Here is a 24,370-nt window from a genome sequence, read left to right on the forward strand (position 1 = left end):
AAGGTCATTCAGTATCTAATCCGCCGACAGCGAGATGCCGCACTGGTTGCCGTCGAGGGCGAGGTTAGGACCAATCAATTGGCGATGGCCCGAGGGCGATCCACGATGCTCCTGCCGGCATTCGTCGATGCGATGGTGCGGACATCGACTCGGTTTCATCCGCCGCGCGCATAGCCCGCCTCCCGTTGTGCGCGGATGGCCATCACGATCACCGTATCGGTCACATCCACATAGCGATACAACGCCACATACCCATGCGAACCGCGGCCCATCACCAGTTCGCGGTTGTCTCCATGGACCGGGCGGCCGATCAAGGGATTACCCGCCAGCACGTCGAACGCGCTGACGATCTCCTCGGTCCTCGCCTCGGCATGCTGGCTCTCGTGGTCGCGCAAATACGCAGCGATCCGCTCCAGATCCTCGATCACGCCGGGAGCGATGCGGACGCGCGTCACCTCAGTCTTCCAGCTTGCGCGCTACCGGCCGCTTTGCGGGCTTTCCTGAGGCCAGTGCCTTGAAATAGGCACGCGCTTCGTCCCAGGGAATGGTCTCACCCGTTTCCAGGAACTCGGCCCAGCGCTGATCGGCCTGGGCATGGAAGTCGACGCGCCGCTCGGCCAGCTCGGCCTTCTCGGCGATGGCTTCCAGGATGAAGTTGTGCGACGTGGTGCCGGCCGCTTCCGCGGCCTTGGCGATGCGGGCCTTGAGCGCGTCCGGCAGGCGGATGGTGGTTGTGCTCATGGAGAGCTCCAGGCGATTGGCTTGGAGTCAATGTAGCACAGGTGTGTTACAGGTGCCTGGCTGGGCAGGCGCGTCGGCCAACTGGCCGGAAAAGGCCGCTTGCAGCAGGGATTGGCGCAAGGTGGCGACGTCTGCGGTTTTTCGCTTCGTACGAATTTCCAGCTCGCTTCCGCCCCTACACGCTTGCTGCGCTGATCGCACAAAAAAACGGGCGCCTCGCGGCGCCCGTTCCCTGTCTGCTTGGCGATGTCCTGCCAGTGCCTCAGTAGCGGTAGTGCTCCGGCTTGAACGGGCCGTCGACCGGCACGCCCAGGTAGGCGGCCTGCGCGTCGGTGAGCTTGGTCAGCTTCACGCCGATCTTCTCCAGGTGCAGGCGCGCCACTTCCTCGTCCAGCTTCTTCGGCAGGCGGTACACCTGCTTCTCGTAGCTGTCCTTGTTCTGCCACAGGTCGATCTGCGCCAGGGTCTGGTTGGCGAAGCTGTTGGACATCACGAAGCTGGGGTGGCCGGTGGCGCAGCCCAGGTTGACCAGGCGGCCTTCGGCCAGCAGGAAGATCGCGTTGCCGTTGGGCAGTACGAACTTGTCCACCTGCGGCTTGATGTTGATCTTCTGCACGCCCGGCAGCTTGTACAGCGCCTCGACCTGGATCTCGTTGTCGAAGTGGCCGATGTTGCAGACGATGGCCTGGTCCTTCATCTGCGTCAGGTGCTCGATGCGGATGATGTCCTTGTTGCCGGTGGTGGTGACGTAGATGTCGGCCTGGCCGAGGGTGTCCTCGACGGTGTTGACCTCGAAACCTTCCATCGCCGCCTGCAGCGCGCAGATCGGGTCGATCTCGGTGACGATGACGCGGGCGCCGTAGGCACGCAGGCTGTGCGCCGAGCCCTTGCCGACGTCGCCGTAGCCGCACACCACCGCGACCTTGCCGGCCAGCATCACGTCCATCGCGCGCTTGAGGCCGTCGGCCAGCGACTCGCGGCAGCCGTACAGGTTGTCGAACTTGCTCTTGGTCACCGAGTCGTTGACGTTGATCGCCGGGATCAGCAGGGTGCCGGCTTCGGCCAGCTGGTAAAGGCGGTGCACGCCGGTGGTGGTCTCTTCGGAGACGCCCTTCCAGTCCTTGACCACGCGGGTCCAGTAGCCGGGGCGCTCCACCGCCACGCGCTTGAGCAGGTTCTTGATGACCTGCTCCTCGTGCGAGGAGGACGGCTCGTCGACCCACTTGGCGCCGTTCTCCAGCTCATAGCCCTTGTGGATGAGCAGGGTCACGTCGCCGCCGTCGTCCACCACCAGTTCCGGGCCGGTCTGGGTGCCGTCGGGCAGGGTGAAGGTCAGCGCGTCGAGGGTGCAGTCCCAGTATTCCTCCAGGGTCTCGCCCTTCCAGGCGAACACGGGGGTGCCGGTGGCGGCGATCGCCGCGGCGGCGTGGTCCTGGGTGGAGAAGATGTTGCACGAGGCCCAGCGCACGTCGGCGCCGATGTCCTTCAGCGTCTCGATCAGCACCGCGGTCTGGATGGTCATGTGCAGCGAGCCGGTGACGCGCACGCCGGCCAGCGGCTTGGCGGTGGCGTACTGGCGGCGGATCGACATCAGGCCCGGCATCTCGTGCTCGGCGATGTCCAGTTCCTTGCGGCCCCAATCGGCCAGGGAAATGTCGGCGACCTTGTAGTCGCCCTCGGTGGAAAAGCTCTTGAGTGCAGCGTTCATCGATAAAGCTCCGGTCAATGGCGAGAAACTCGCGAAGTCCGGGCGCCGTTGTCGCTCAAGCCTCGCGCCGAGCCTGGCCGGATCTGGAGACGGGGAATCCGGTCTCGATCCGGTCGCAGCGCCCCTCGGCGCAAGGGGTAACCGATTATAGCGGCTGCCGCGTGTGGCGCTTGAACGCGGGGGGCAGGGCGGGGGATGGCAGGCACAAGCCCAACCATCGACAGGGGGCGGGCCGCGCCGGCCCTGCTACCGTCGCTGGTTCGATCGATGCGAAGGAGAGGGGAGAGATGAACCAGATCACAGTGCGCGGGCGCCGCCGTGTCGCCAGGCCGGTCTGCGGCCTGCTGTGCGCGGCCCTGGCCGCGGCCGGCAGCGCCGCCGCCAACGCGGCCCCGGCACCCGCGGCGGCGGCCGCCGCCGATCCTGCCGACAGCGGCTACCAACTGCCGTCGGCACCGCTGCAGGCCATCGTCGATGCGCCGCGGCCGCCGCAGCTGTCGCTGAGCCCGCGGCGCGATCTGGCGGCGATGCTGCAATTGCCTGCGCTGCCCGGCATCGCCCAGGTCGCGCAGCCGGAACTCAAGCTGGCCGGGCTGCGCATCCATCCGCGCACCCGCTCGCAGAGCCGCTTCGCCTTCGGCGACAAGCTGTGGCTGCTGCGCATCGCCGATGGCCGCGAGCTGCAGATCGAGGGCCTGCCGGCGCCGCTGTCGATCGCCGGCATGGCCTGGGCGCCGGACCAGCGGCATCTGGCCTTCAACCGGGTCGACGCGCGCAGCGGCGCCAACGAACTGTGGGTGGTGGACATCGCTGCGCGGCGTGCGCGGCGGGTCGCCGAGCGGCTCAACACGGTGTCCGGCGAGGGCTATGCGTGGATGCCCGACAGCCGCCAGCTGCTGGTGTTGCTGCAGCCGCAGGCGCAGGGCGCGGCGCCGCCGTCCGACGCGGTGCCGACCGGGCCGGCGGTGCAGCAGACCGCCGGTGGCGGCGCCACCGCCTTGCGCACCTACCAGGATCTGCTGAAGAACGAGGCCGACGCGCGCCAGTTCGATTACCAGTTGCGCGCGCAGCCGGCGCTGGTCGATGTCGACGGGCAGGTGCAGCGCATCGCCAGCCCCGACCTGTATCTGTCGCTGGCGCCGTCGCCGGACGGCCGTTATCTGCTGGCGCAGCGCCTGCAGCGGCCGTTCTCCTACCTGGTGCCGGCCAGTGGCTTCCCGCGCACCATCGAGGTGCTGGACCGCGCCGGCAAGCCGGTGCACACGGTGGCGCAGCTGCCGCTGGTGGAAGGCCTGCCGACCGGCAACGATGCGGTGCGCACCGGCGTGCGCGACATCGATTGGCGCAGCGACGCGCCGGCCACCCTGGTCTGGGCCGAGGCCCAGGACGGCGGCGATCCTGCGCGCGAAGCGGCCGTGCGCGACGCGGTGCTGATGCAGGCGGCACCGTTCACCGCGCCGCCGGTGACGCTGGCGCGCCTGCAGTCGCGTTTCGCCGGCATCGCCTGGGGCCGCGGCGACCTCGCCCTGGTCGACGAGTTCTGGTGGAAGACCCGCCAGACCAAGCAATGGCGTGTGGCACCGGACAACCCTGCGCAGGCGCCGCAGCTGCTGGTAGAGCGTTCGCAGGAAGACCGCTACGCGGATCCGGGCACGCCGGTGACGGAGCGCGATGCGGCCGGCAATCCGCGCCTGTTGATCGCCGCCGACGGCCACAGCCTGTTCCTGCGCGGCGAAGGCGCCTCGCCGCAGGGCGATCGGCCGTTCCTGGATCGCTACGATCTGGACACGCGGCAAAGCACGCGCCTGTTCCAATCGCAGGCGCCGTACTACGCGGTACCGCAGGCCTTGCTCGACGCCAGCGGCCAGCGCCTGCTGATCACCCGCGAGACGCCGCAGGAGCCGCGCAACTTCTATCGGCTCGACGGTGCGAACGCGGAGCCGGTGGCACTGACCCACTTCACTCATCCCACGCCGCAGTTGCGCGACGTGCACAAGGAGCAGATCCGCTACCGGCGCAAGGACGGCGTGGAGCTGACCGCGACCCTGCTGCTGCCGCCGGGCTACGACGCCAAGCGCGATGGCGCGCTGCCGATGCTGATGTGGGCCTACCCGGGCGAGTTCAAATCCGCCGACGCCGCCAGCCAGGTCACCGATTCGCCGTACCGCTTCAACGCGATCGGCTATTGGGGCCCGCAGGCGTTCCTGGCGCTGGGCTACGCGGTGCTCAACGATCCGTCGATGCCGATCGTCGGCGAGGGTGCGCGCGAACCCAACGACACCTACGTCGAGCAACTGGTCGCCGATGCGCAGGCGGCGGTGGACGAGGTGGTGCGGCGCGGCGTCGCCGACCGCAACCGCATCGCCATCGGCGGGCATTCCTACGGCGCCTTCATGACCGCCAACCTGCTCGCGCACACGCGCCTGTTCAAGGCCGGCATCGCCCGCAGCGGCGCCTACAACCGCTCGCTGACTCCGTTCGGCTTCCAGTCCGAGGAGCGTACCTACTGGCAGGCGCAGCCGGTGTACCAGGCGATGTCGCCGTTCAACTACGCCGACCGGATCAAGGATCCGCTGCTGCTGATCCACGGCGCCGAGGACAACAACTCCGGCACCTTCCCGATCCAGAGCGAGCGCATGTACGCGGCGATCAAGGGCAACGGCGGCACCGCGCGGCTGGTGATGCTGCCCAACGAGGCACATGCCTACCGCGCGCGCGAGTCGGTGCTGCAGATGCTGGCCGAGAGCGAGCGCTGGTTGCGCACCTATCTGGGACCGGCGCCCACGCCGAGGTCCGCGCCGGCTGCGGCAGGCGCCACGCCGCGCTGAGCCGCGCCTGCGCCACGGCCGCAGGTGCGTGCCGCCGTGGCGCAGGGCGCTGCTGTGCAGTGCAAATGGTTCGCTTTGAAACCGTCGCGCGGCCGACGGGAACGCGATCCCTTTTCGGTTAGGCTTGCGGCGCCCCCACTGCCGAGCCATGCGTTTCCCGATGAACGAGTCCCGCAGCAGCATCGTCTTCGCCACCCCCGACCTTTCCTTGCGCGACGATGTGCGTCGCCTCGGCGCCCTGGTGGGCGACCTGCTCGCCGAACAGGTCTCGGCGCAGTTCCTCGACGAGATCGAACGCATCCGCACCACCGCGATCGCGCGCCGCGAGCGCGCCGCGCCGCTGTCGTCGCTGAGCGAGCAACTCGCCGGCCGCGCGCCGCGCGATGCCGAAGCGCTGGTGCGCGCCTTCAGCACGTATTTCCAGGTGGTCAACATCGCCGAGCGCGTGCACCGCATCCGCCGCCGCCGCGACTACCAGCGCAGCAGCGCCGACACGCCGCAGCCGGACGGCCTGCTCGACGCCTTGCGCCGGCTCAAGGCGCAGGGCGTCGGCATCGACGAACTGCGCGACTGGCTGCCGCGTATCGACGTGGAGCCGGTGTTCACCGCGCACCCGACCGAGGCGGTGCGGCGCGCGCTGCTGGAGAAGGAACAGTTGATGGTGGCCAGCCTGGTCGACAACCTCGACGGCCTGCGCACTCCAGGCGAGCGTGCCACCGACGCGGCGCGCTTCCGCATGGCGCTGACCGCCTCGTGGCAGACCGCCGATTCCTCGCCGGTGCGTCCCACCGTGGAGGACGAGCGCGAGCATGTCGGCTTCTACCTGACCCAGGTGCTGTACCGGGTGATCCCGGTGATGTACGAGACCCTGGAGCACGCCATCGAGCAGACCTACGGGCAGGCGCTGAGCCTGCCGCGGCTGCTGCGTTTCGGTACCTGGGTCGGCGGCGACATGGACGGCAACCCCAACGTCGATGCCGCCACCATCACCGCCACCCTCGACGCGCAGCGGCGTGCGGTGCTGGAGCGCTATCTGAAGGAACTGTGGCAGCTCGCCAGCCTGCTCAGCCAATCGACCACCCTGGTCGCGGTCAGCGCGCCGCTGCTGGCGCAACTGGAGCGTTACCGGCAACTGCTGCCGGAGGCCGCGGCGCGTTCGCGGCCGCGCCACGGCGACATGCCGTACCGCCTGCTCAACGACCTGATGCGCGCGCGTCTGCAGGCCACCCTGGACGACGCGCCCGGCGCCTATGCCGCGCCGGCCGAACTGGAAAGCGACCTGCAGTTGATCCTGGACAGCCTGCAAGCCAACAAGGGCCTGCACGCCGGCTGGTTCGCGGTGCGGCGCCTGCTGTGGCGGGTGCGCAGCTTCGGCTTCCACCTGGCGCGGCTGGACGTGCGCCAGGAGTCCAGCGTGCACGCGCGCGCGGTCGCCGCCGCGCTGGACACGCAGGACTGGGACGCGCGCGCGGTGGAGGAGCGCGCGCAACTGCTCGGTCCCTATGCCGGCGGCGAGCAGACCCTGCCCGCCGCCGACGACGAAGGCAATGCGCGGCTGGACGCGGTGTTCGCCGCGCTCGCCGATGCGCGCGCGCGGCACGGCGCCGATGCGCTGGGCAGCTACATCATCTCGATGGCGCACGACCGCGCCGACGTGCTGACCGTGCTGGCGCTGGCGCGCCGCGGCGGCCTGGTCGATGCCGACGGCGCGGTGCCGCTGGACATCGTGCCGCTGTTCGAGACCGTGGACGACCTGCGCGGCGGCACCGCGACCCTGCGCGACCTGCTGGCCGACCCGGTCTACCGCCGCCACCTGGCCGCGCGCGACGACGTGCAGATGGTGATGCTCGGCTATTCCGACAGCGGCAAGGATGGCGGCATCGCCGCCTCGCGCTGGGGCCTGCAGCGCGCGCAGGTGGAACTGCTGGAGGCGGCGGCCGAACTGGGCATCCGCCTGACCTTCTTCCACGGCCGCGGCGGCTCGATCGTGCGCGGCGGCGGCAAGACCACGCGCGCGCTGGAGGCGGCGCCGCGCGGCAGCGTCGACGGGCGCCTGCGGGTGACCGAGCAGGGCGAGGTGATCCACCGCAAGTACGGCATCCGCGCGCTGGCGCTGCGTTCGCTGGAGCAGATGACCGGCGCGGTGCTGCTGTCGAGCCTGCGCCCGCGTGCGGCCGACGCGCGCGAGGCCGGCTGGCGGCCGGTGATGGATCTGGTCGCCGAGCACAGCAGCCAGGCCTACCGCGGCTTCGTCGGCGATGCCGAGTTCATGCGCTATTTCCGCCTGGCCACGCCGATCGACGTGATCGAGCGCATGACCCTGGGCTCGCGGCCGTCGCGGCGGCTCGGCCAGGATGCGGCGCTGTCCAACCTGCGGGCGATTCCCTGGGTGTTCGCCTGGAGCCAGGCGCGCGCGGTGATCCCGGGCTGGTACGGCGTGGGCAGCGGCCTGCAGGCGGCGGTGGACGCCGGCCACGAGGACGCGCTGCGTGCGATGGCGGCCGACTGGCCGTTCTTCCGCACCTTCCTCGACGACATCGCCATGGTCCTGTCCAAGGGCGACCTCAACATCGCCGAGATGTTCTCGCGGCTGTCCGGGCCGCTGCACGAACGTTTCTTCCCGCGCATCCGCGACGAACTGGCGCTGACCAAGGGCTGGGTGAAGGCGCTGACCGGGCAGTCGTCGCTGCTGCAGCACGATCCGCGCCTGGCCTTGTCGATCCGCCTGCGCAATCCGTACATCGACCCGATCAGCGTGCTGCAGGTGGACCTGCTGCAGCGCTGGCGCGCCACCGACGGCGAGGACGAGGAACTGCTGCGGGCGCTGGTGGCCTGCGTCAACGGCGTCGCCCAGGGCGTGCAGAACACCGGCTGAAACCGGTCCTTCCAGGCGCCGCCGGTGGGGATCGGCGGCGGCCGACCATGATCCGCTTGCAAGCGGACAAAATTGTCCGATAATGCCGCGCATGGAAATGCGAGCCGATACCGCCCACCGCCGCCGCCTGTTGCTGGACGCCGCCGACGAGGTGTTCTGCGCGCACGGCGTGCTGGCGCCGCTGGAGCTGGTGGTGGAGCGTGCCGGGCTCGGCCGCGCCACCCTGTACCGCCATTTCGCCGACCGCACCGAACTGATGGCCGCCCTGCTGGAGCGTGGCCTCGACGGTCTGGAGGGCTGCGCGCGCGAGATCGGCACGCGGCCGGACGGGCTGTTCCTGCTGATGTACGACGTCGCCGAACACATCGCGATGTCGGCGCCGCTGGCCGACTACTGGCGGTCGATGCCGCGCGAGCATCCGACGATCGCCGCGGCGCATACGCGAGCGATGGCGATCCTGCTGCCGTACCTGCAGCGCGCGATCGCCGCCGGCCTGTGCCGCGCGGACCTGGGCGAGCAGGACCTGGCCCTGGCGATGGACATGCTCGGCGCCTGCCAGCGCGGCAGCGACGAGGCCGAACGCAAGGCGCTGGCGCAGCGTTGTTGCCGCCTGCTGTGCCACGCCCTGGCCACGCCCGCGGCGGCGGCCGAGTTGTGAGCGCCGACGGCGCCGCGCGTCGACGCGCCTGGCCATGGCGGCTGGCGCGCGCGCTGGCGATGCTGGCGGTGCTCGGCGCCAGCCTGTGGGGCGCGCTGTTCCTGAGCTATCTGCCGCATACCGGCGCGGTGGTGCGCTACGGCTCGGCGCTGCTGTGGGCGGCGCTGGGCGGCGCGGCGCTGTGGGGCCTGCGGCATCCGCGCGAGTACCGCGTGCTGCCGCTGCTGTTCGCGGTCGGCTGCGCCGGCATGGCGGTGGGCTGGTCGGCGCTGCAGCCGCAGCAGAACCGCGACTGGGCCGACGATGTCGCGCAACTGCTGCAGCCGCAGGTGGACGGGCACATGGTGACCCTGCACAACGTGCGCAATTTCGCCTGGCGCAGCGACCACGACTACACCCCGCGCTGGGAGACGCGCCGCTACGACCTGGAGCGGCTGGCCTCGGCGGACCTGGCGCTGTCGTACTGGATGGGGCCGGCGATCGCCCACACCCTGGTCTCGTTCGGCTTCGACGACGGCCGTCGCGTGGTGTTCTCGCTGGAGATCCGCAAGGAGCGCGGCGAGGCGTTCTCGGCGCTGGCCGGGTTCTTCCGCAATTTCGAGCAGGTGATGGTCGCCGCCGACGAACGCGACATCCTGGCGGTGCGCAGCAACGTGCGCGGCGAGGACGTCTATCTGTACCGGCTCAACCTGTCGCGTGCGCAACTGCGCCAGCTGTTCCTGGGCTACGTGGCGCGGGCGCAGCAACTGCAGCGCACGCCGCGGTTCTACAACACCGCCACCAGCAACTGCACCACCATCGTGTTCGAACTGGCGCGCAAGCTAGATCCTGCGCTGCCGCTCGATGTGCGCCTGCTGCTGTCCGGCTACCTGCCGTCCTACGTCTATGCGCAGCATGGCTTCGTGCCCGGCTACAGCCTGGCCACGCTGCGCACGCGCGGCCGCATCGGCGATCGTGCGCGCGCGGCTGGCGCCGGTGCCGACTTCTCCACGCGCATCCGCGCCGGCATTCCCGGCGACGATCCCGCCGTCGCGCCATGACCCGGTACTTGCGTCTTGCGCGGTGCGCGGGCGCCGCGCTGCTGGCTGCCGGGCTGCTGCTCGGCAGCGGCTGCGCCATGGTCAGCGTGCAGTCGCGCAGCGCTGCCGACTACATCGCCACCCAGCGCGGCGACGTGCTCAGCACCGGCAAACTCAGCGATGCCAGTCTGGAGACGTTGCGCGTGCTCGCGCTCGATCCCAAGACCTGCGAGGCGGACGTTGCGGCCTGCGCCACGCAGCTGCGCGCCCTGCAGGGGCTGGACCAGGAACGGCGGCTGGCGACCCTGTCGGAACTGTGGGTGCATGCGGCCAATGTGCGCACGCCGCGGCAGGCGAGGGCGCTGGACGATGCGACGCTGCAGGCCTGGCTGGAAGCCGCGCGCTACGCCTACGCCTACCTGTTCTACACCCAGCGCCCGGCCAGCGCGCGCGCCTTCGAGGACCGGCAGACCCAGGTGCGCGACTACTACAACTACGCGGTGCAGCAGGTGGTCGGCGAGCTGTTCCTGCGCTGGCGCGCCGGCAGCGCCAGCGGCGAGTTGCACGACGACGACACGCTGCGCACGGCCGGCTGGCAGGTGCGCGCGGACATGGGCAGCTTCCGCCTGCCCGGCGGCGTGGCACGGCCGGACGCGATGCTGCCGGCGTCGACGCTGCGCTTCGATGGCTTGCGCAGCACCTACCGCCGCGACGGCTTCGGCGCCGAACTGGTCGCGGAGATCGCACCGTCCAAGGTCGGCGACCCGACCGCGGCGGCGGCCGCCAAGGCCGCGCCGGACCCGCACGCGCCCGCGTTCAGCGAGATGCCGTATGCGCCGACCACGGTGCTGCTGCGCTTCGACGGCGACAGCCTGGCGCAGGTGCTGGACACCCGCAGCGTGGTGGTCGCCCCCTACGATCCGTATCGCGACGGCGAGGTCGAGGTGCACGGCCAGCGCTTGCCGCTGGCGGCCAACTTCACCGCGGCCTACGGCCTGTGGCTGGCCCGTGCCGGCTTCGCGCGGCAGTCGCTGCGCTCCATGCTCGGCCGCGAGGATGGCATCGACCAGCCGCATCTGTACCTGATGCAGCCATACGATCCGGACCGGCGCATCATCCTGATGCTGCATGGCCTGGCCAGCAGTCCGGAGGCCTGGGTCAACGTCGCCAACGAGTTGATGGGCGACGAACAACTGCGCCGCCACTACCAGATCTGGCAGGTCTACTACCCGACCAACATGCCGATCGCCTGGAACCGCGCGCAGATCGAGACACTGCTGCAGCAGACCCTGCGCCATTTCGATCCGCAGGGGCAGGCGCCGGCCTCGCAGCACATGGTCCTGATCGGCCACAGCATGGGCGGGGTGATCGGGCGCCTGTTGGTCAGCGACTCCGGCGACACGCTGTGGAACGACCTGATCGGCGCGCGCGGCGACCGGCGCCCGCTGGACCCGCAGGCGCTGGCGCAGTTGCAGCCGCTGCTGCGCTTCGCGCCGTTGCCGGAGGTGGACCGCGCCATCTTCATCGCCGCGCCGCAACGCGGCACCACGTTCGCCGAAGGGCGCCTCGGCCGCCTGGCCGGGCGCCTGGTGCGCCTGCCGGTGACGCTGCTCGATCGCTTGAACACCTTGCTGCAGGGGATCGACGGCCCCGACGGCGCGCCGGTGCGCGTGCCCAACAGCATCGACAACCTGCGCGACACCGATCCGTTCGTGCGCGCGGCGGCGGACCTGCCGATCTCGTCGGCGGTGCGCTACCACACCATCATCGCCCGCCGCGATCCGGCGGTGCCGCTGGCCGATTCCGACGACGGCTTGGTGCCGTATCGCAGCGCGCATCTGCCGGGCGCGGCCTCCGAACTGGTGATCACCTCCGGCCACAGCGTGCAGGAGACGCCGCAGGCGATCCTGGAGATCCGCCGCATCCTGCATGCGCAATTGCAGGTGGACGCCGCCACGACGCGGTGACGCTGCCCGCGACGGGCGGTTGTGCGCGTTCGTCGTCGAGCGCCGGCTGGGTTGCGTTGTCGCCTCATGCGCCCCAGGGGCTGGGCCGAGGATCGCGTGAGGGAGCGTTGTCCGCGGCGTCGACGGAAGCGGCCAGGATGTCGCGCTGCCATCGGTGGCGCAGCCGCAAGGCGGCAGGGCGAATGGTTTCAATTGTGCCGAATTGCGCAGGAAAGGCGCCGAATCGGCGGTCGACGACCGGCGATGACATCGTTGTCACGAAATTGCAGCCGCCAACCCGAACAATGCGCGCCGCCGTGAACACGATCACGGCCTCTCTCCCCTCCATGCCCGGCCTGCGGCCCGTTCCGTTGGCCGCGCCTACGTTCGGATTTTTCATGTCGCACTCGATCCATCTTCAGAAACGCCTGTCACTGGCGATCGCCGCCGCGTTGCTCGGTGTCGCGCCGATGGCCTTGGCCCAGGCGCAGGATGCGCAGGAGACGCAGACCACCGCGTCCGACGCCAGCGCCAAGACCCTGGACAAGATCACCGTCGCCGTCACCCGCTACAACGCCGCGGACATGCAGATGGCCGCGACCAACACGGCCAACGTGCTGTCGGCCGAAGACCTGAAGTACACCGCCGTGCACAACATCGCCGAGGCGCTGGGTCTGCTGCCGGGCGTCAACGTGGTCAACACCGGGCAGTCGTACTTCGGCGGCGTCGACGGCGCCGCGCGCGGCGAGGGCATGTTCGCCTCGGTGCGTGGCCTCAACGCCGAGTACAACGTCAACCTGATCAACGGCGTCAACGTGGCCCAGGGCCTGCCCTACAGCCGCAGCGTGCAGCTGAGCCTGCTGCCGCCGTCGGGCCTGCAGACCATCGTGTTGAACAAGACCTCCACCGCGGCGATGGACGGCGACGCGATCGGCGGCACCATCGACTACCGCACCCCCAGCGGCTTCGACTACAGCGAAGCGATGGGCGGCAGCGTCACCGCCAGCGGGCGCATGGAAAGCCGCGCGCGCGACTACGGCGACGACGGCCTGGGCAAGGGCGCGGCCGGCGAATTCCACGCCAAGTTCGGCGCCGACAATCAGTTCGGCGTGTACACCAGCGCGTACTACGACGAGCGCCACTACGTGAACAGCGAAGTGGCCAACGCCGCCGCCTCGCGTGGCGACTGGGGCAAGAAGTACTTCTCGCGCACCACGGCCAGCGGCCAGCCGGCGCCGGGCTACGATCCGCAGGACCTGCTGATGGCCACCGGCGCCAACATCGGCTACTCCGCCGGCGACACCAAGCGCTACGGCGGCAACGTGTCCTTCGACTGGCACGTCGACCCGAGCCTGCAGCTGTACGCGCGCGCCACCTACGCCTACGCCAAGACCGAGCAGAACACCGGCTACACCCAGCTGGTGCCGGCCAACGTGAGCCTGGCGCAGATCGGCACCACCGGCGTGTACCAGCCGCAGATCAACCGCGTGGCGGTGCGCTACTGGTACGAGACCAACCCGGAAGTGGCGGACCTGGCCACCTTCCAGTTCGGCGCCGACAAGCAACTGGGCAACTGGACGCTGTCGCCGAACCTGTTCTACAGCTACGGCGACAACGATCGCCCGGACCACGTGGAAATCTCCGCGCGCGTGGACCAGTACGCCTCCACCCAGTTCCCGTACGGCGGCGCCAGCACCTTCTCCGGCTACGACGGCGACGGCTTCCCCAAGCCGCTGCTGACCCCGGCGATCCAGGCCCAGGCCAGCGACATCGGCAGCCTGTATGCGCGTCGCTACGGCCAGTTGACCAAGTCCTACAGCGGCCAGACCAAGGGCGGCGCCAAGTTCGACGTGCGCTACGACTTCGACCAGGGCGCGCTGAGCAACATCCAGTTCGGCGTGAAGTACGTCGACAGCTCCCGCGACTTCACCTCGCGCGACTGGACCAACAGCAAGTTCACCGATGGCACCCTGCTGCGCGACACCGGCCTGGTGGTCGGCCAGTACGACTCGGTGTACCCGGGCAAGTACGCGTGGCCGACGGTCAAGCTCAGCAACGGCGGGCTGAAGGCGATGATCGCCCAGCACCTGACCGCGGCCAGCTTCGACACCTGCGGCAGCCTGGCGATCAACAACCAGAACTGCGCGACCATGCGTGGCGACGAGGCGGTGACCTCGGCGTATGCGATGGCCACGTTCCGCACCGGCGACCTGGAAGTGATCCCGGGCGTGCGCTTCGAGCACACCAGCATCCGCAACACCTTCTGGACCATGCCCGAAGACGCCAACGGCAACGAGCTGCCCGGTTTCTTCAGCAGCAACCACACCAGCTACGACGTGCCGCTGCCGAGCGTGTTCCTGAACTACCGCCCGGGCAACGGCAATGCGGTGTACCGCGCCTCGGTGTGGACCAGCTACACCCGGCCGGCGCTGGTGCAGCTCGGCGGCGGCGCCAACTACGACGTCTCCAGCGACGGCACCACGGTCATCACCGAGGGCAATCCGGACCTGAAGCCGATCAAGTCGCTCAACGTCGACCTGTCCGGCGAGTGGGACAACGGCCACGGCGGCCACGCGATGCTGGCCGGCTACTACAAGCGCCTGACGAACTACATCTACGAGAGCGGCTCGGATCCGGCCAACGCCGGCACCAGCACCGGCGCCGGCAATGTGCGCTACGTGCGTCCGCAGAACGGCGGCGACGGCAAGGTGCTCGGCTTCGAGGCCGCGGTGCGGCAGACCCTGCAGGGCATGCCGGCACCGCTGGACGGCTTCGGCATCGGCGCCAACCTCACCCGCCAGACCACCCGTGTCGACCTGGGCATGGACGGCTTCCACGACGAGCGCATCCAGAACGCGCCCGACCTGATGGCCAACGCCGAGCTGTTCTACGAGAAGGGCCCGCTGTCGGTGAACCTGGCCTATCACTACTCCGGCGAGTACGTCTCGGTGTACGACTACTACAACCGCGGCGCCACCTGGGACGACCTGTGGGTCAAGCCGATCACGCGCGTGGACCTGCACGTGGGCTACACCTTCAACGAGCACCTGCGCGCCGACCTGTCGGTGGCCAACCTCACCAACCGCTTGAGCTACTGGGCGCACGTGGGCCACAACAGCACCGCGATCTCCGACATCGTCGATGCCGGCCGCACCGCGCTGCTGAACGTGAAGTACACGTTCTGAAGCGGGCGCTTGCGCACGCAGGACGTCGCCACCCGCCGCACGGCCTTGTGCCGCGCGGCGGGTGGGGCGTTGCCGGCCGCGCGCTGCTGCTCGTCTGGCTGGCGCTGATCGGCCTGCCGGGAGCGGCCAGCGCGGCAGCGGCACCGGCGACGGTGCCGATCGACGGCTTGCGCCTGGACCAGGTGCAACTGCTCGGCTCGCACAACAGCTATCGGCCGGTGCCGACCGCGCAGGTGCGCCAGCGCCTGCAGGCGCACGACGCGGCCGAATGGCCGGCACTGGCCTATGGCCATCCTTCGCTGCAGGCCCAGCTCGCGCTGGGGCTGCGGCAACTCGAACTCGACGTGGCCGCCGACCCGCACGGCGGCCTGTATGCCGCACCGTATGCGCATGCCGATGCGGCGACTCGCGCCAGGATGCACGCACCGGGCGCCAAGGTCCTGCACCAGCCGGGCCTGGACTACGCCAGCCATTGCCTGCGCTTCCGCGATTGCCTGGCGATCCTCGCCGCCTGGTCGCGCGCGCACCCACGGCATGCGCCGCTGGTGGTGCTGGTCAATGCGGTGGATTTCGATCCGGTGCCGGGCCTGTGGCCGCACCGTTCCGCGTTCGACGCGCACGCTCTGGACGCGCTGGACCGCGACATCGTCGAGGTGGTCGGGCGCGCGCACCTGATCGTGCCCGACGACGTGCGCGGCGACGCGCCGAGCCTGCGCGATGCGGTGTTGGCACATGCCTGGCCGCGGGTGGCGCAGGCGCGCGGCCGCTTGCTGTTCGTGCTCGATGGCAATCCGCGGCACGAGGCGCTGTATCGACAGGCGCATCCATCGCTGCGCGGCCGCATGATGTTCGGCTGGTATGCGCCGGACCAGCCGGAGGCGGCGGTGCTGTCGATCGAGGATCCGCTGGCCGAGGCGCCGCGGATCCGCGCGCTGGTGACGCAGGGCTTCGTGGTACGCACCCGTGCCGATGTCGACGGCCGCGAGGCGCGCGCGCACGACCGGCGCCGCGCACAGGCGGCGCTGGAGGCCGGCGCGCAATGGATCAGCACCGATTACTACGCCGGCGCGCCGGATCCGCAGCGGCTGGGCTACTGGCTCGGCATCGCCACGGGCCTGCGCTGCGACCGGGTCACGGCCGCGTGCGGCACGAGCGCACCGTGAGACTTTCCATGTTGGGGACGATGATGAAAACAGGTACGCGTTGGATGCTGTGGGTCGTGCTGCTGATGGCGGCATTGGGCGCGCAGGCGCGACCGGCGCCGAAGACAGCGCCCGCGCCTGCGCTGCAGGTGGAGAAGGTCTGGATGCTGTTCCGCCATGGCGTGCGCGCACCCTTGCCGGGCGAGGCCGCGGCCGCCGCGCTGGCGCCGCAGCCCTGGCCGGTGTGGGACACGCCGCCGAGCCTGCTCACCGCGCATGGCCGCACGGCGGTGGAGCGCAGCGGCGACTACACCCGGCAATGGCTGCTGCGCGATGGCGTGCTGCCGGCCCAGGGCTGCCCGGCCGACGGCACGGTCAGCATCTACGCCAACACCGACCAGCGCACCATCGTCAGTGCGGAGCTGCTCGCCGACACCCTCGCGCCTGGCTGCCATCTGCAGGCCGGCCACCAGGCCGAGGGCAGCGACGACCCGCTGTTCCGCCCGGTGGAAGCCGGCGCGGTGGACTTCGATGCCGCCGCCGCGGTGGCCTCGATCCAGGGCCAGACCGGCGGCCCGGGCGCGGTATTGGCACCGTATGCGCGCGAACTGCGCACCATGCAGAAGATCCTCGGCTGCGCGGAGCGTTGCGACTTCGTGCATATGCCCTCGTCGCTGACCCCGGGCGCGAACGGGCGCAGCCTGGCCTTGCACGGCCCGCTGGACCTGACCTCGGGCACGGCCGAGGTCTTCATCCTGCAGTACGCCGAAGGCATGCCGCTGGACCAGGTCGGCTGGGGCCGGGCGACGCCGGCGCGCATCGCCGCGGTGTCGCGACTGCACGCCTTGCTGTTCGAGATCTATGCGCGGCCGCGGTACATGGCCGCACGCGCGGGCGCGCCGCTGGCGCACCGCCTGCTGGACACCCTGAGCGCGGCCGACGCGCCGCGGCTGAGCGTGCTGGTCGCCAGCGACACCCACATCGCCGCGCTCAGCGGCCTGCTCGACCTGCACTTCCACCTGCCCGGTTTCGGTCGCGACGACGCGCCCCCCGGCGGCGCGCTGGTGGTGGAGCAGGTGCGCGACCCGCGCAGCGGCCAGCGCTACGTGCGTGCGCGCTACCAGGCGCAGTCGCTGGACCAGTTGCGCACGTTGGCACCGCTGAGCCTGCGTCACCCGCCGTTGCTGCAGACGCTGCAGATTCCGGGTTGCAGGGATCCTGCGACCGGGCTGTGTCCGCTGCCGAAGTTCGAGTCGCTGCTGCAGGCGGCGCTGCAGCGGCGCGGCTGAGCCGGCGCGAAGCTCGTTTGCTCGTCTGCTCGTCTGCTCGTCTGCTCGTCGTAGGAGCGGCTTCAGCCGCGACAGGCCATCCCAGGAATACCGGTCGCGGCTGAAGCCGCTCCTACGACGGACAGCGTGCTGACGCGTGGACGGATGACGTTGCCCTGCATTGCGATGCCGTGTTCTTTGCTCGCGGCGACAGCGATGCGTCGCTGATCCTGTAGGAGCGGCTTCAGCCGCGACAGGCGTTCGTCGTGGCGCCCAGTCACGGAGGCGGTGGCCTACGACGGCGCATCCGCGGCAGCGTCTGCGTCGACGGTTCAGCACCTCCCATCACCCCAAACGCAGAACGGGCCGCAATGCGGCCCGTTCTTTCTTGCAAGCGCGGCAGGCCGGCTTACTTCAGCTTGGCGTCCGCGCGCAGCGCCTCGGCGCGGTCGGTCTTCTCCCACGAGAACGCGGTGCCCTGGTGCTGGGCACCGGTGCCGTCGGTGTAGGTGAAGGCCTTCGGGGTGCGGCCGAAATGGCCGTACGAGGCGGTCTGCTGGTACATCGGGTGGATCAGGTCGAGCATCTGGATGATGCCGAACGGACGCAGGTCGAAGTGCTTGCGGATCAGCTTCTCGATCTTGTCGTCGGCGATCTTGCCGGTGCCGAAGGTGGTGACCGAGATCGAGGTCGGCTCGGCCACGCCGATGGCGTAGGAGACCTGCACTTCGCAGCGGTCGGCCAGCCCGGCCGCGACCACGTTCTTGGCGACGTAGCGCGCGGCGTAGGCGGCCGAGCGGTCGACCTTGGACGGATCCTTGCCCGAGAACGCGCCGCCGCCGTGGCGCGCCCAGCCGCCGTAGGTGTCGACGATGATCTTGCGCCCGGTCAGGCCGCAGTCGCCCACCGGCCCGCCGATCACGAACTTGCCGGTCGGGTTGATGTGGAACTTGGTGCCCTTGTGCAGCCACTTGGCCGGCAGCACCGGCTTGAGGATCTCCTCGCGCACGGCCTCGACCAGATGCTTCTGCTTGATGTCCGGATCGTGCTGGGTGGACAGCACCACCGCGTCGATGGCGGTCGCCACGCCGTCTTCGTAGCGCAGGGTGACCTGGCTCTTGGCGTCCGGGCGCAGCCACGCCAGCGGCGAGTTCTTCTTCTTGCGCACCTTGGCCTGCTGTTCGACCAGGCGGTGCGACAGGTGGATGGCGGCCGGCATGAAGCTGTCGGTCTCGCGGGTGGCGTAGCCGAACATCAGGCCCTGGTCGCCGGCGCCCTGTTCTTCCGGCTTCTTGCGGTCCACGCCCTGGTTGATGTCCGGCGACTGCTTGCCGATCAGGTTGAGCACGCCGCAGGTCTCGCCGTCGAAGCCGACGTCGGAGCTGTTATAGCCGATGTCCAGGATCACCTTGCGGGTCAGCGCTTCCAGGTCGATCCAGGCGCTGGTGGTGATTTCGCCGGCGACGATCGCCACGCCGGTCTTGACCAGCGTTTCGCAGGCCACGCGCGCGCGCTTGTCCTGGGTCAGGATCGCGTCGAGCACCGCATCGGAGATCTGATCGGCGATCTTGTCCGGGTGGCCTTCGGAGACCGACTCGGAGGTGAAGAGATAGCTGGACATCGCGGCTATATCCTTGTATTCGGATGAAAAGATGGAGGCGAATGATACACGGGCGCCGGGCGGCGTGCATGCTGCCCGGGGCGGACGTTGCCCAAGGTTAACCGGTTGGCGCGCCATGGTGCGCCCGTCACCTTGCCGTAGTCAGATTGCAAGATCGGTGTCGCCGCCGCGGCCGAAGCTGTGCGCAGTCAGCAAGGGGGCTTGCCGTGCTCGCACTCGAACGCCGTCTTCAGGACCGCTACCCGCACTGGTTTGCCGGACGCCGCTCGCGGCTGGTCCGGCCATTGCTGCGCGGCCTGCAGAAATGGTCGGGACTGGACGCGCTGGACGCGTTCCTGGAGGCCAACCGCGACCTGCGCGGGTTCGCCCTGGTCCAGGCCGGACTGGATTTCCTGCAGGCCCGCTACGTGGTGGGGCCGACCGCGGCCGAGTGCATCCCGGCGCGCGGGCGCCTGCTGATCGTCGCCAATCACCCCTCCGGCGCGCTGGATGCGCTGGCGTTGCTGGACTGCGTCGGCCAGGTGCGGCGCGACGTGAAGATCGTCGCCAACGATTTCCTGTGGGCGCTGGAAGGGCTGCGCGAGCTGCTGCTGCCGGTGCGCATCCTCGGCGGCGCACCGTCGCCGGCCAGCGTGCGGGCGATCGAGCAGGCGCTGGCGCAGGAGCAATGCGTGATCGTGTTCCCGGCCGGCGAGGTCTCGCGGCTGGGCTGGGGCGGCGTCGCCGACGGGCGCTGGCGCCGCGGCTTCCTGCGCTTCGCCCTGCGCACCGCCGCGCCGGTGCTGCCGGTGCGCATCCACGCACGCAATTCGGCGTTGTTCTACGGCGCTTCGGCGCTGTTCAAGCCGGCCGGCACCGCGCTGCTGGCGCGGGAGATGTTCGCCCGCCGCGAGCGCCGCATCGCGCTCAGCCTGGGCCGCGCCCGTGCGCTGCCGCAGGACCTGCCCGAAGCCGAACTGATGCGGCGCCTGCGCAGCGAGCTGTATGCGCTCGGCCGCAGCGGCGGGCAGGCCGCGCCGAGCGAGGAGGCGCTGGTCGCCGCCGAGGATCCGGCGCAGCTGGCCGTGGAAGTGGCCGGCCTGCGCAGCCTTGGCCATACCCTGGACGGCAAGCAGATCCGCGTCGGCCGGCTGCGCGCCGGCTCGGCGCTGCTGCGCGAGATCGGCCGCCTGCGCGAGCTGACCTTCCGCGCGGTGGGCGAGGGCACCGGCCGGCGCCTGGACCTGGACGACTACGACACCTGGTACGAACACATCGTGCTGTGGGACGGCGCCGCCACGCGCGTGGTCGGCGCCTACCGGGTCGCCCGCGGTGCACCGGTGCTCGCCGAGCGCGGCCTGGCCGGCTTCTACACTGCCGAACTGTTCCGCTATGGCGAGGGCATGCTGCCGCGCATCGCCGCGGGCATGGAACTGGGCCGCAGCTTCGTGGTGCCGGATTACTGGGGCAGCCGCAGCATCGACTACCTGTGGCAGGGCATCGGCGCCTATCTCCAAGACCATCCGCAGGTGCGCTACCTGTTCGGCGCGGTGTCGATCAGCGCCGCGTTGCCGTACGCGGCGCGCGAGCAGATCGTCGCCTACTACGCCCGCTACTACGGCGACGCCAGTGGCGAAGCCGCCTCGGCGCGGCCGTTCCCGTATCCGGAAGCGCCGCCGGCGTTCGACGAACTGGACGCCGACACGGCCTTCAAGGTGCTCAAGGGCAACCTCGACGCGCTGGGCGCGGCGGTGCCGATGCTCTACAAGCAGTACACCGATCTGTGCGAACCCGGTGGCGCGCGCTTCCTCGCCTTCGGCGTGGATCCCGCGTTCAACGACGCCGTCGACGGCCTGATCGAGCTGGACCTGCAGCGCATCCGCAGCAAGAAGCGCGCGCGCTACCTCGAACGTCCCCGCAACGAAGCAGAGGTGGTGGCATGAGTCCGCTCAACAGCCTGGCACCGCGCCGCGCGGTGTTCGTCTCCGATGTGCACCTGGGCGCGCCGCATTGCCACGCACGCGAGCTGGCCGATTTCCTAGGCGGCCTGCGCTGCGACCAGTTGTACCTGGTCGGCGACATCGTCGACTTCTGGTGGATGGCGCAGCGTCGCGCGGTGTGGAGCGCGGCGCACCAGCGCGTGATCGATGCGCTGCACGCGCTGGCCCGCGGCGGTACCGAACTGATCTACGTCCCCGGCAACCACGACCGGCCGATCCGCCGCTTCTGCGGGCTGGCGCTGCCGGCGATGCAGGTGCGCCGGCGCGCGGTGCACGCCACCGCCGACGGACGCCGCCTGCTGGTGGTGCATGGCGACGACTACGACAGCGTGACCCAGTTCGGCGGCCTGCAGGAGAAGTTCGGCGACTGGCTGTACTACCGCATCCTCACCGGCAACCAGCTGACCAACCGCGTGCGCCGCCGCCTGGGCATGCGCTACTGGTCGCTGGCCGACTACCTGAAGCGGCAGAGCAGCGCCGCCGAGCGCTACATCGAGCGCTTCGTCGCCGCCGGTCTGGACGACGCGCGCCGTCGCGGCCTGGACGGGGTGATCTGCGGCCACGTGCACCGCGCCGGGCTGTTCGAGCGCGACGGCCTGGTCTACGCCAACGACGGCGACTGGGTCGAAAACCTTACTGCGCTCGCCGAAGAGGCCGACGGCACCCTGCGCCTGCTCTCGCACCGTGGCGACGTGCTGCGCGAACTGCCGACGCGCCTGCGGCTGGTGCAGGAGAACGTCTGGCCGCGCGCGGCCTGAATTAGCCGATCATGACAGGCGGCGCTGCACAGCCTGGCGCGTGAGTGGCAGGTCGTGCGTTCGACTGCTGCGGTGCCTGCGCGTCGTGCGGCTGTCCTTGTCGCGAATCGCCTCGGGCGTGGCGCCGCCGTCCCTGCACTGGACGGAAGCGTAGAACCCGGTGTGACCGCTATTCCACGATGACCCGTGTGTGGTGTGCATCACCACCGCGCGCGCTTGCCCGGCTTCCGTGGCATCGGGTCTACTGCGATGCGTCGGCGCGGCATGCCCGGGCAGGAACCCACGTTCGCTCCCGGGCGTCACGCTGATCCATGTCGCTGCGGCGCGTGTGCGCCGCATCCCGATCCGTTCTGGAGTTGTGGAGACCGTGAAACCAGGGAAGGCGTTGTGCGGCCGGTCGCGCAGATCCATTGGGACGTGGTTCGGCTTGGTCGGGTCCGGAGTTTCTGGCGATCCCGTCCAGGCGAATGTCACCGCGTCTGGCATGCGGCCGCGGACATGCCTGCGATGGGCGTGCCTGAGCGTCCTGCTCGCGGCGAGCGCGTCCGCGATTGCGCAGAACACGATCTATGGCTGCGCGGAGCCCGCGGCGCCGCGGCCGCTTCCCGATCCGCTGTTGTGCGTGCAGCAGGCGGGCATGTCGACGCCGCACTCGGCGGGCGATGCGCGGGTCGAGGCATTGTTCGCGCGTGCCAGGCAGCAACTCGATGGCGGCCGCTTCGACGCCGCCGAGCAGGCGCTGGATTGCGCGCAGGCCAACCTCGGCGATGCCGGCGGCGCGCGCTTGCGTTACGAGCTCACCCGCCGCCGCGGCATTCTCGATTTCCGCCGCGAACGCCTGCCGCAGGCGCTGGCGCGCTTCGAGTGCGCGGCCACGCTGTCCCGCTCGCTGCACGACCGCATGGGCGAGGCGCGCGATCTGAACAACGTCGGTGCGGCGCTGCGCCGGCTCGGGGATTTTCGCGGTGCCCTGCGCAACCTGACGCTGAGCCTGGACATCCAGCGCGCGCGCGGCTCGGTCTCGGCGTCCGTGCTGACCAATATCGCCGACGTGTATCGCGAACTGCGCGAGTCCGACACCGCGATGCGCTACTACCGCGATGCGCTTGCCGCCAACCGCGCGCAGGGCGACGCCATCGAGGCGGCGCACGTGCAGGAGACCATGGCCGAGCTGGCGCTCGACAGCGGCGACACGCCGCAGGCGCTGGCCTGGTTGCAGGAGGCGCTTGCCGTGTACCGCGCGCAGGGCCGCCGCGTGTACGAACTGCGTGTGCACGATGGCCTGATCCGCGCGGCATTGGCGCTCGGCGACGTCGCGCAGGCGCAGCGCTGGAGCTCCAGTGCGCTGGCGCTCGCCGAGGCATGGGCGCTGCCGCTGCCGTCCGCGCTGCAGTTGCAGCTGGCGCGGACGGCCCGCCTCGAAGGCAACGCGGCCGCCGCCGCGGCCCGCTTGCGCGCGGCGCTGGTGGCGGCCGCCGGCGGCGATCCGGTGCGGGTGCCGTTGCTGGAGGAGTTGGCGCGGCTGCAGGAAAGCAGTGGCGATACGGCGGCGGCCATCGCCACGCTGCGGCGCGCGAACGCGGAGGCTGCGGCGCTGGTCCGTGCGCAGCACGATCGCCAGTTGGACTGGCTGCGGATCCGCTTCGACACCGCCGAAAAGCAGCGCACCATCGACGCCCTGCAAAGCGAGAACCGCCTGCGCCAGGTCCAGCTGCGCCAACGCACGTTGCTGCTGTGGCTGGCATTGGTGTCCGGCGTCGCCGCCGCGCTCGGCCTCTGGCTGTGGCTGCAGCGTCGCCGCCAGCGCGAGCGCTTGCTGCAAGCCGCACGGCAGGTCCGCCACGAGGAGCAACTGGCCCGCTATCGGCGAGAGGCGGATGCGCTGGCCGAGGATCGCAGCCTGCTGCAGACCCTGCTCGACAGCCGCGAGGACGCACTGTGCCTGCTCGATGCCGAAGGCCAGGTCCTGGCCACCAATCGTGCCGGCCGCCTGCTGCTCGGCGGTGCGGACGACGCCGAACCGGTCGGGCAGCCGGTGTTCGCCTGCGTTGCCGAGGGCGACCGCCCGGCGTTGCAGGCGGCGCTGGAGCGGATGGAGGACAGCGCCGCGCAGCGCCTGGAGATCGTCGCACGGCATGGCACGCCGCTCGCCGTGACCTTCGCGCCCTGGCGCGGCGGCGATGGTTTGGTCGTTCTCGCGCTGCAGGAACGCGACCGTGGCGCGGTGGCGGAGACCGCGCAGGCCGAACACACGCCAGCGGAGGCCGCCGCGCCTGCGTTGCGCGATGCCTTCCGGCGCGCGCTGGTCGACCTGATGCTCGCGGTCATCGACACCTGGGAGCGCGCCACCGCGACCGGCCGCCTGGAGTTGGCCGAGCGCAGCCGGATCTGGCGCGTGAACATCGACGATGGCCGCTTGCGCGCGCGGGCGATGGAGCGCTACCTGGCGGTCTCCAAATTGCCCAGCAACCCGCGCTGGCGGGATGTGCTGCGCTCGGCCTATTTCGTGCTCGCGCACTGCGAGGGGCTGTCGGCAGAGGCGCGCGCCGCCCTGCAGTCCAGGATCGACACGGTGCTGGCCTACACCCGCCGGGACGCGCTCGGCTGAGCGTGTCTGGCCCCGCTGCTGGCGATCATTGGCC

17 protein-coding genes and 1 riboswitch are annotated in these 24,370 nt (G+C 70.4%); of the genes, 11 read left to right on the top strand and 6 right to left on the bottom strand.

Translation table 11 applies throughout. From position 1 onward, the window contains the following. Window positions 1-155 precede the first annotated feature (155 nt). The 3 genes from PIQ37_RS08230 to ahcY form a co-directional block, all read right to left on the bottom strand. Window positions 156-455, bottom strand: a complete 300-nt coding sequence (locus PIQ37_RS08230; protein WP_342073082.1) for a type II toxin-antitoxin system RelE/ParE family toxin — start codon at window positions 453-455, stop codon at window positions 156-158. 1 nt (window position 456) lies between these two features. Continuing rightward, window positions 457-741, bottom strand: coding sequence for a ribbon-helix-helix protein, CopG family (locus PIQ37_RS08235; protein ID WP_342073083.1), 285 nt, complete (start codon window positions 739-741; stop codon window positions 457-459). A 262-nt stretch (window positions 742-1,003) separates the two neighbouring features. Beyond that, window positions 1,004-2,449 carry an adenosylhomocysteinase gene (gene ahcY, locus PIQ37_RS08240; RefSeq protein WP_152235560.1) on the bottom strand — a complete coding sequence of 482 codons (1,446 nt, stop codon included), beginning with the start codon at window positions 2,447-2,449 and terminating at the stop codon, window positions 1,004-1,006. A gap of 33 nt (window positions 2,450-2,482) precedes the next feature. Continuing rightward, window positions 2,483-2,582, bottom strand: a riboswitch (S-adenosyl-L-homocysteine riboswitch). Between the two features lie 211 nt (window positions 2,583-2,793). On the opposite strand from ahcY, the gene PIQ37_RS08245 reads away from it, so the two are divergent. From PIQ37_RS08245 to PIQ37_RS08265, 5 genes are all read left to right on the top strand, one after another. Continuing rightward, window positions 2,794-5,277, top strand: coding sequence for a S9 family peptidase (locus tag PIQ37_RS08245; RefSeq protein ID WP_407136607.1), 2,484 nt, complete (start codon window positions 2,794-2,796; stop codon window positions 5,275-5,277). Window positions 5,278-5,437: 160 nt separating this feature from the next. Beyond that, window positions 5,438-8,152: a phosphoenolpyruvate carboxylase gene (gene ppc, locus PIQ37_RS08250; RefSeq protein ID WP_342073085.1), complete on the top strand. Its 2,715-nt coding sequence runs from the start codon at window positions 5,438-5,440 to the stop codon at window positions 8,150-8,152. 82 nt (window positions 8,153-8,234) lie between these two features. Next, complete coding sequence (locus PIQ37_RS08255) at window positions 8,235-8,810, top strand: TetR/AcrR family transcriptional regulator (protein WP_017912480.1); 576 nt, start codon at window positions 8,235-8,237, stop codon at window positions 8,808-8,810. A gap of 59 nt (window positions 8,811-8,869) precedes the next feature. Further along, window positions 8,870-9,850, top strand: coding sequence for an Lnb N-terminal periplasmic domain-containing protein (locus tag PIQ37_RS08260; RefSeq protein WP_342073141.1), 981 nt, complete (start codon window positions 8,870-8,872; stop codon window positions 9,848-9,850). Next, window positions 9,847-11,796 carry a lipase family alpha/beta hydrolase gene (locus PIQ37_RS08265; RefSeq protein WP_342073086.1) on the top strand — a complete coding sequence of 650 codons (1,950 nt, stop codon included), beginning with the start codon at window positions 9,847-9,849 and terminating at the stop codon, window positions 11,794-11,796. The genes PIQ37_RS08260 and PIQ37_RS08265 overlap by 4 nt, the downstream gene beginning before the upstream one ends. Before the next feature lie 64 nt (window positions 11,797-11,860). Here PIQ37_RS08265 and PIQ37_RS08270 read toward each other — a convergent pair whose 3' ends face one another. Next, window positions 11,861-12,175, bottom strand: coding sequence for a hypothetical protein (locus tag PIQ37_RS08270; RefSeq protein ID WP_342073087.1), 315 nt, complete (start codon window positions 12,173-12,175; stop codon window positions 11,861-11,863). Window positions 12,176-12,245: 70 nt separating this feature from the next. Between PIQ37_RS08270 and PIQ37_RS08275 the strand changes: the two genes are divergently transcribed. From PIQ37_RS08275 to PIQ37_RS08285, 3 genes are read left to right on the top strand one after another with little or no spacing between them, the layout of a single operon-like run. Continuing rightward, window positions 12,246-14,960 (top strand): TonB-dependent receptor, encoded by a 2,715-nt coding sequence (locus PIQ37_RS08275; RefSeq protein WP_342073142.1) that lies wholly within the window; start codon window positions 12,246-12,248, stop codon window positions 14,958-14,960. 47 nt (window positions 14,961-15,007) lie between these two features. After that, window positions 15,008-16,123: a Ca2+-dependent phosphoinositide-specific phospholipase C gene (locus PIQ37_RS08280; protein WP_342073088.1), complete on the top strand. Its 1,116-nt coding sequence runs from the start codon at window positions 15,008-15,010 to the stop codon at window positions 16,121-16,123. A gap of 44 nt (window positions 16,124-16,167) precedes the next feature. Beyond that, window positions 16,168-17,391, top strand: a complete 1,224-nt coding sequence (locus PIQ37_RS08285) for a histidine-type phosphatase (protein ID WP_342073089.1) — start codon at window positions 16,168-16,170, stop codon at window positions 17,389-17,391. Between the two features lie 388 nt (window positions 17,392-17,779). On the opposite strand, the gene metK is transcribed toward PIQ37_RS08285, so the two are convergent. Continuing rightward, window positions 17,780-18,991: a methionine adenosyltransferase gene (metK, locus tag PIQ37_RS08290; RefSeq protein WP_342073090.1), complete on the bottom strand. Its 1,212-nt coding sequence runs from the start codon at window positions 18,989-18,991 to the stop codon at window positions 17,780-17,782. A 206-nt stretch (window positions 18,992-19,197) separates the two neighbouring features. On the opposite strand from metK, the gene PIQ37_RS08295 reads away from it, so the two are divergent. Together PIQ37_RS08295 and PIQ37_RS08300 are read left to right on the top strand one after the other, a co-directional pair. Beyond that, a complete protein-coding gene (locus PIQ37_RS08295) occupies window positions 19,198-20,913 on the top strand; it encodes a lysophospholipid acyltransferase family protein (protein ID WP_342073091.1) in 1,716 nt (571 codons plus the stop codon). Next, the gene (locus PIQ37_RS08300) at window positions 20,910-21,728 is read left to right on the top strand and encodes a UDP-2,3-diacylglucosamine diphosphatase (RefSeq protein ID WP_342073092.1); all 819 of its coding nucleotides are present in this window, start codon (window positions 20,910-20,912) and stop codon (window positions 21,726-21,728) included. Before PIQ37_RS08295 ends, PIQ37_RS08300 begins: the two co-directional genes overlap by 4 nt. Window positions 21,729-21,737: 9 nt before the next feature. Here PIQ37_RS08300 and PIQ37_RS08305 read toward each other — a convergent pair whose 3' ends face one another. Next, on the bottom strand, window positions 21,738-22,139 hold the full coding sequence (locus tag PIQ37_RS08305) for a hypothetical protein (RefSeq protein WP_342073093.1): 402 nt from the start codon (window positions 22,137-22,139) through the stop codon (window positions 21,738-21,740). Between the two features lie 226 nt (window positions 22,140-22,365). Here PIQ37_RS08305 and PIQ37_RS08310 point away from each other — a divergent pair, with 226 nt between their 5' ends. Beyond that, window positions 22,366-24,336, top strand: a complete 1,971-nt coding sequence (locus PIQ37_RS08310; protein ID WP_342073094.1) for a tetratricopeptide repeat protein — start codon at window positions 22,366-22,368, stop codon at window positions 24,334-24,336. Window positions 24,337-24,370: the final 34 nt, after the last annotated feature.

Source organism: Xanthomonas protegens (assembly GCF_038442435.1).
In the GTDB taxonomy this organism is placed as follows: Bacteria; Pseudomonadota; Gammaproteobacteria; order Xanthomonadales; family Xanthomonadaceae; genus Xanthomonas_A; species Xanthomonas_A sontii.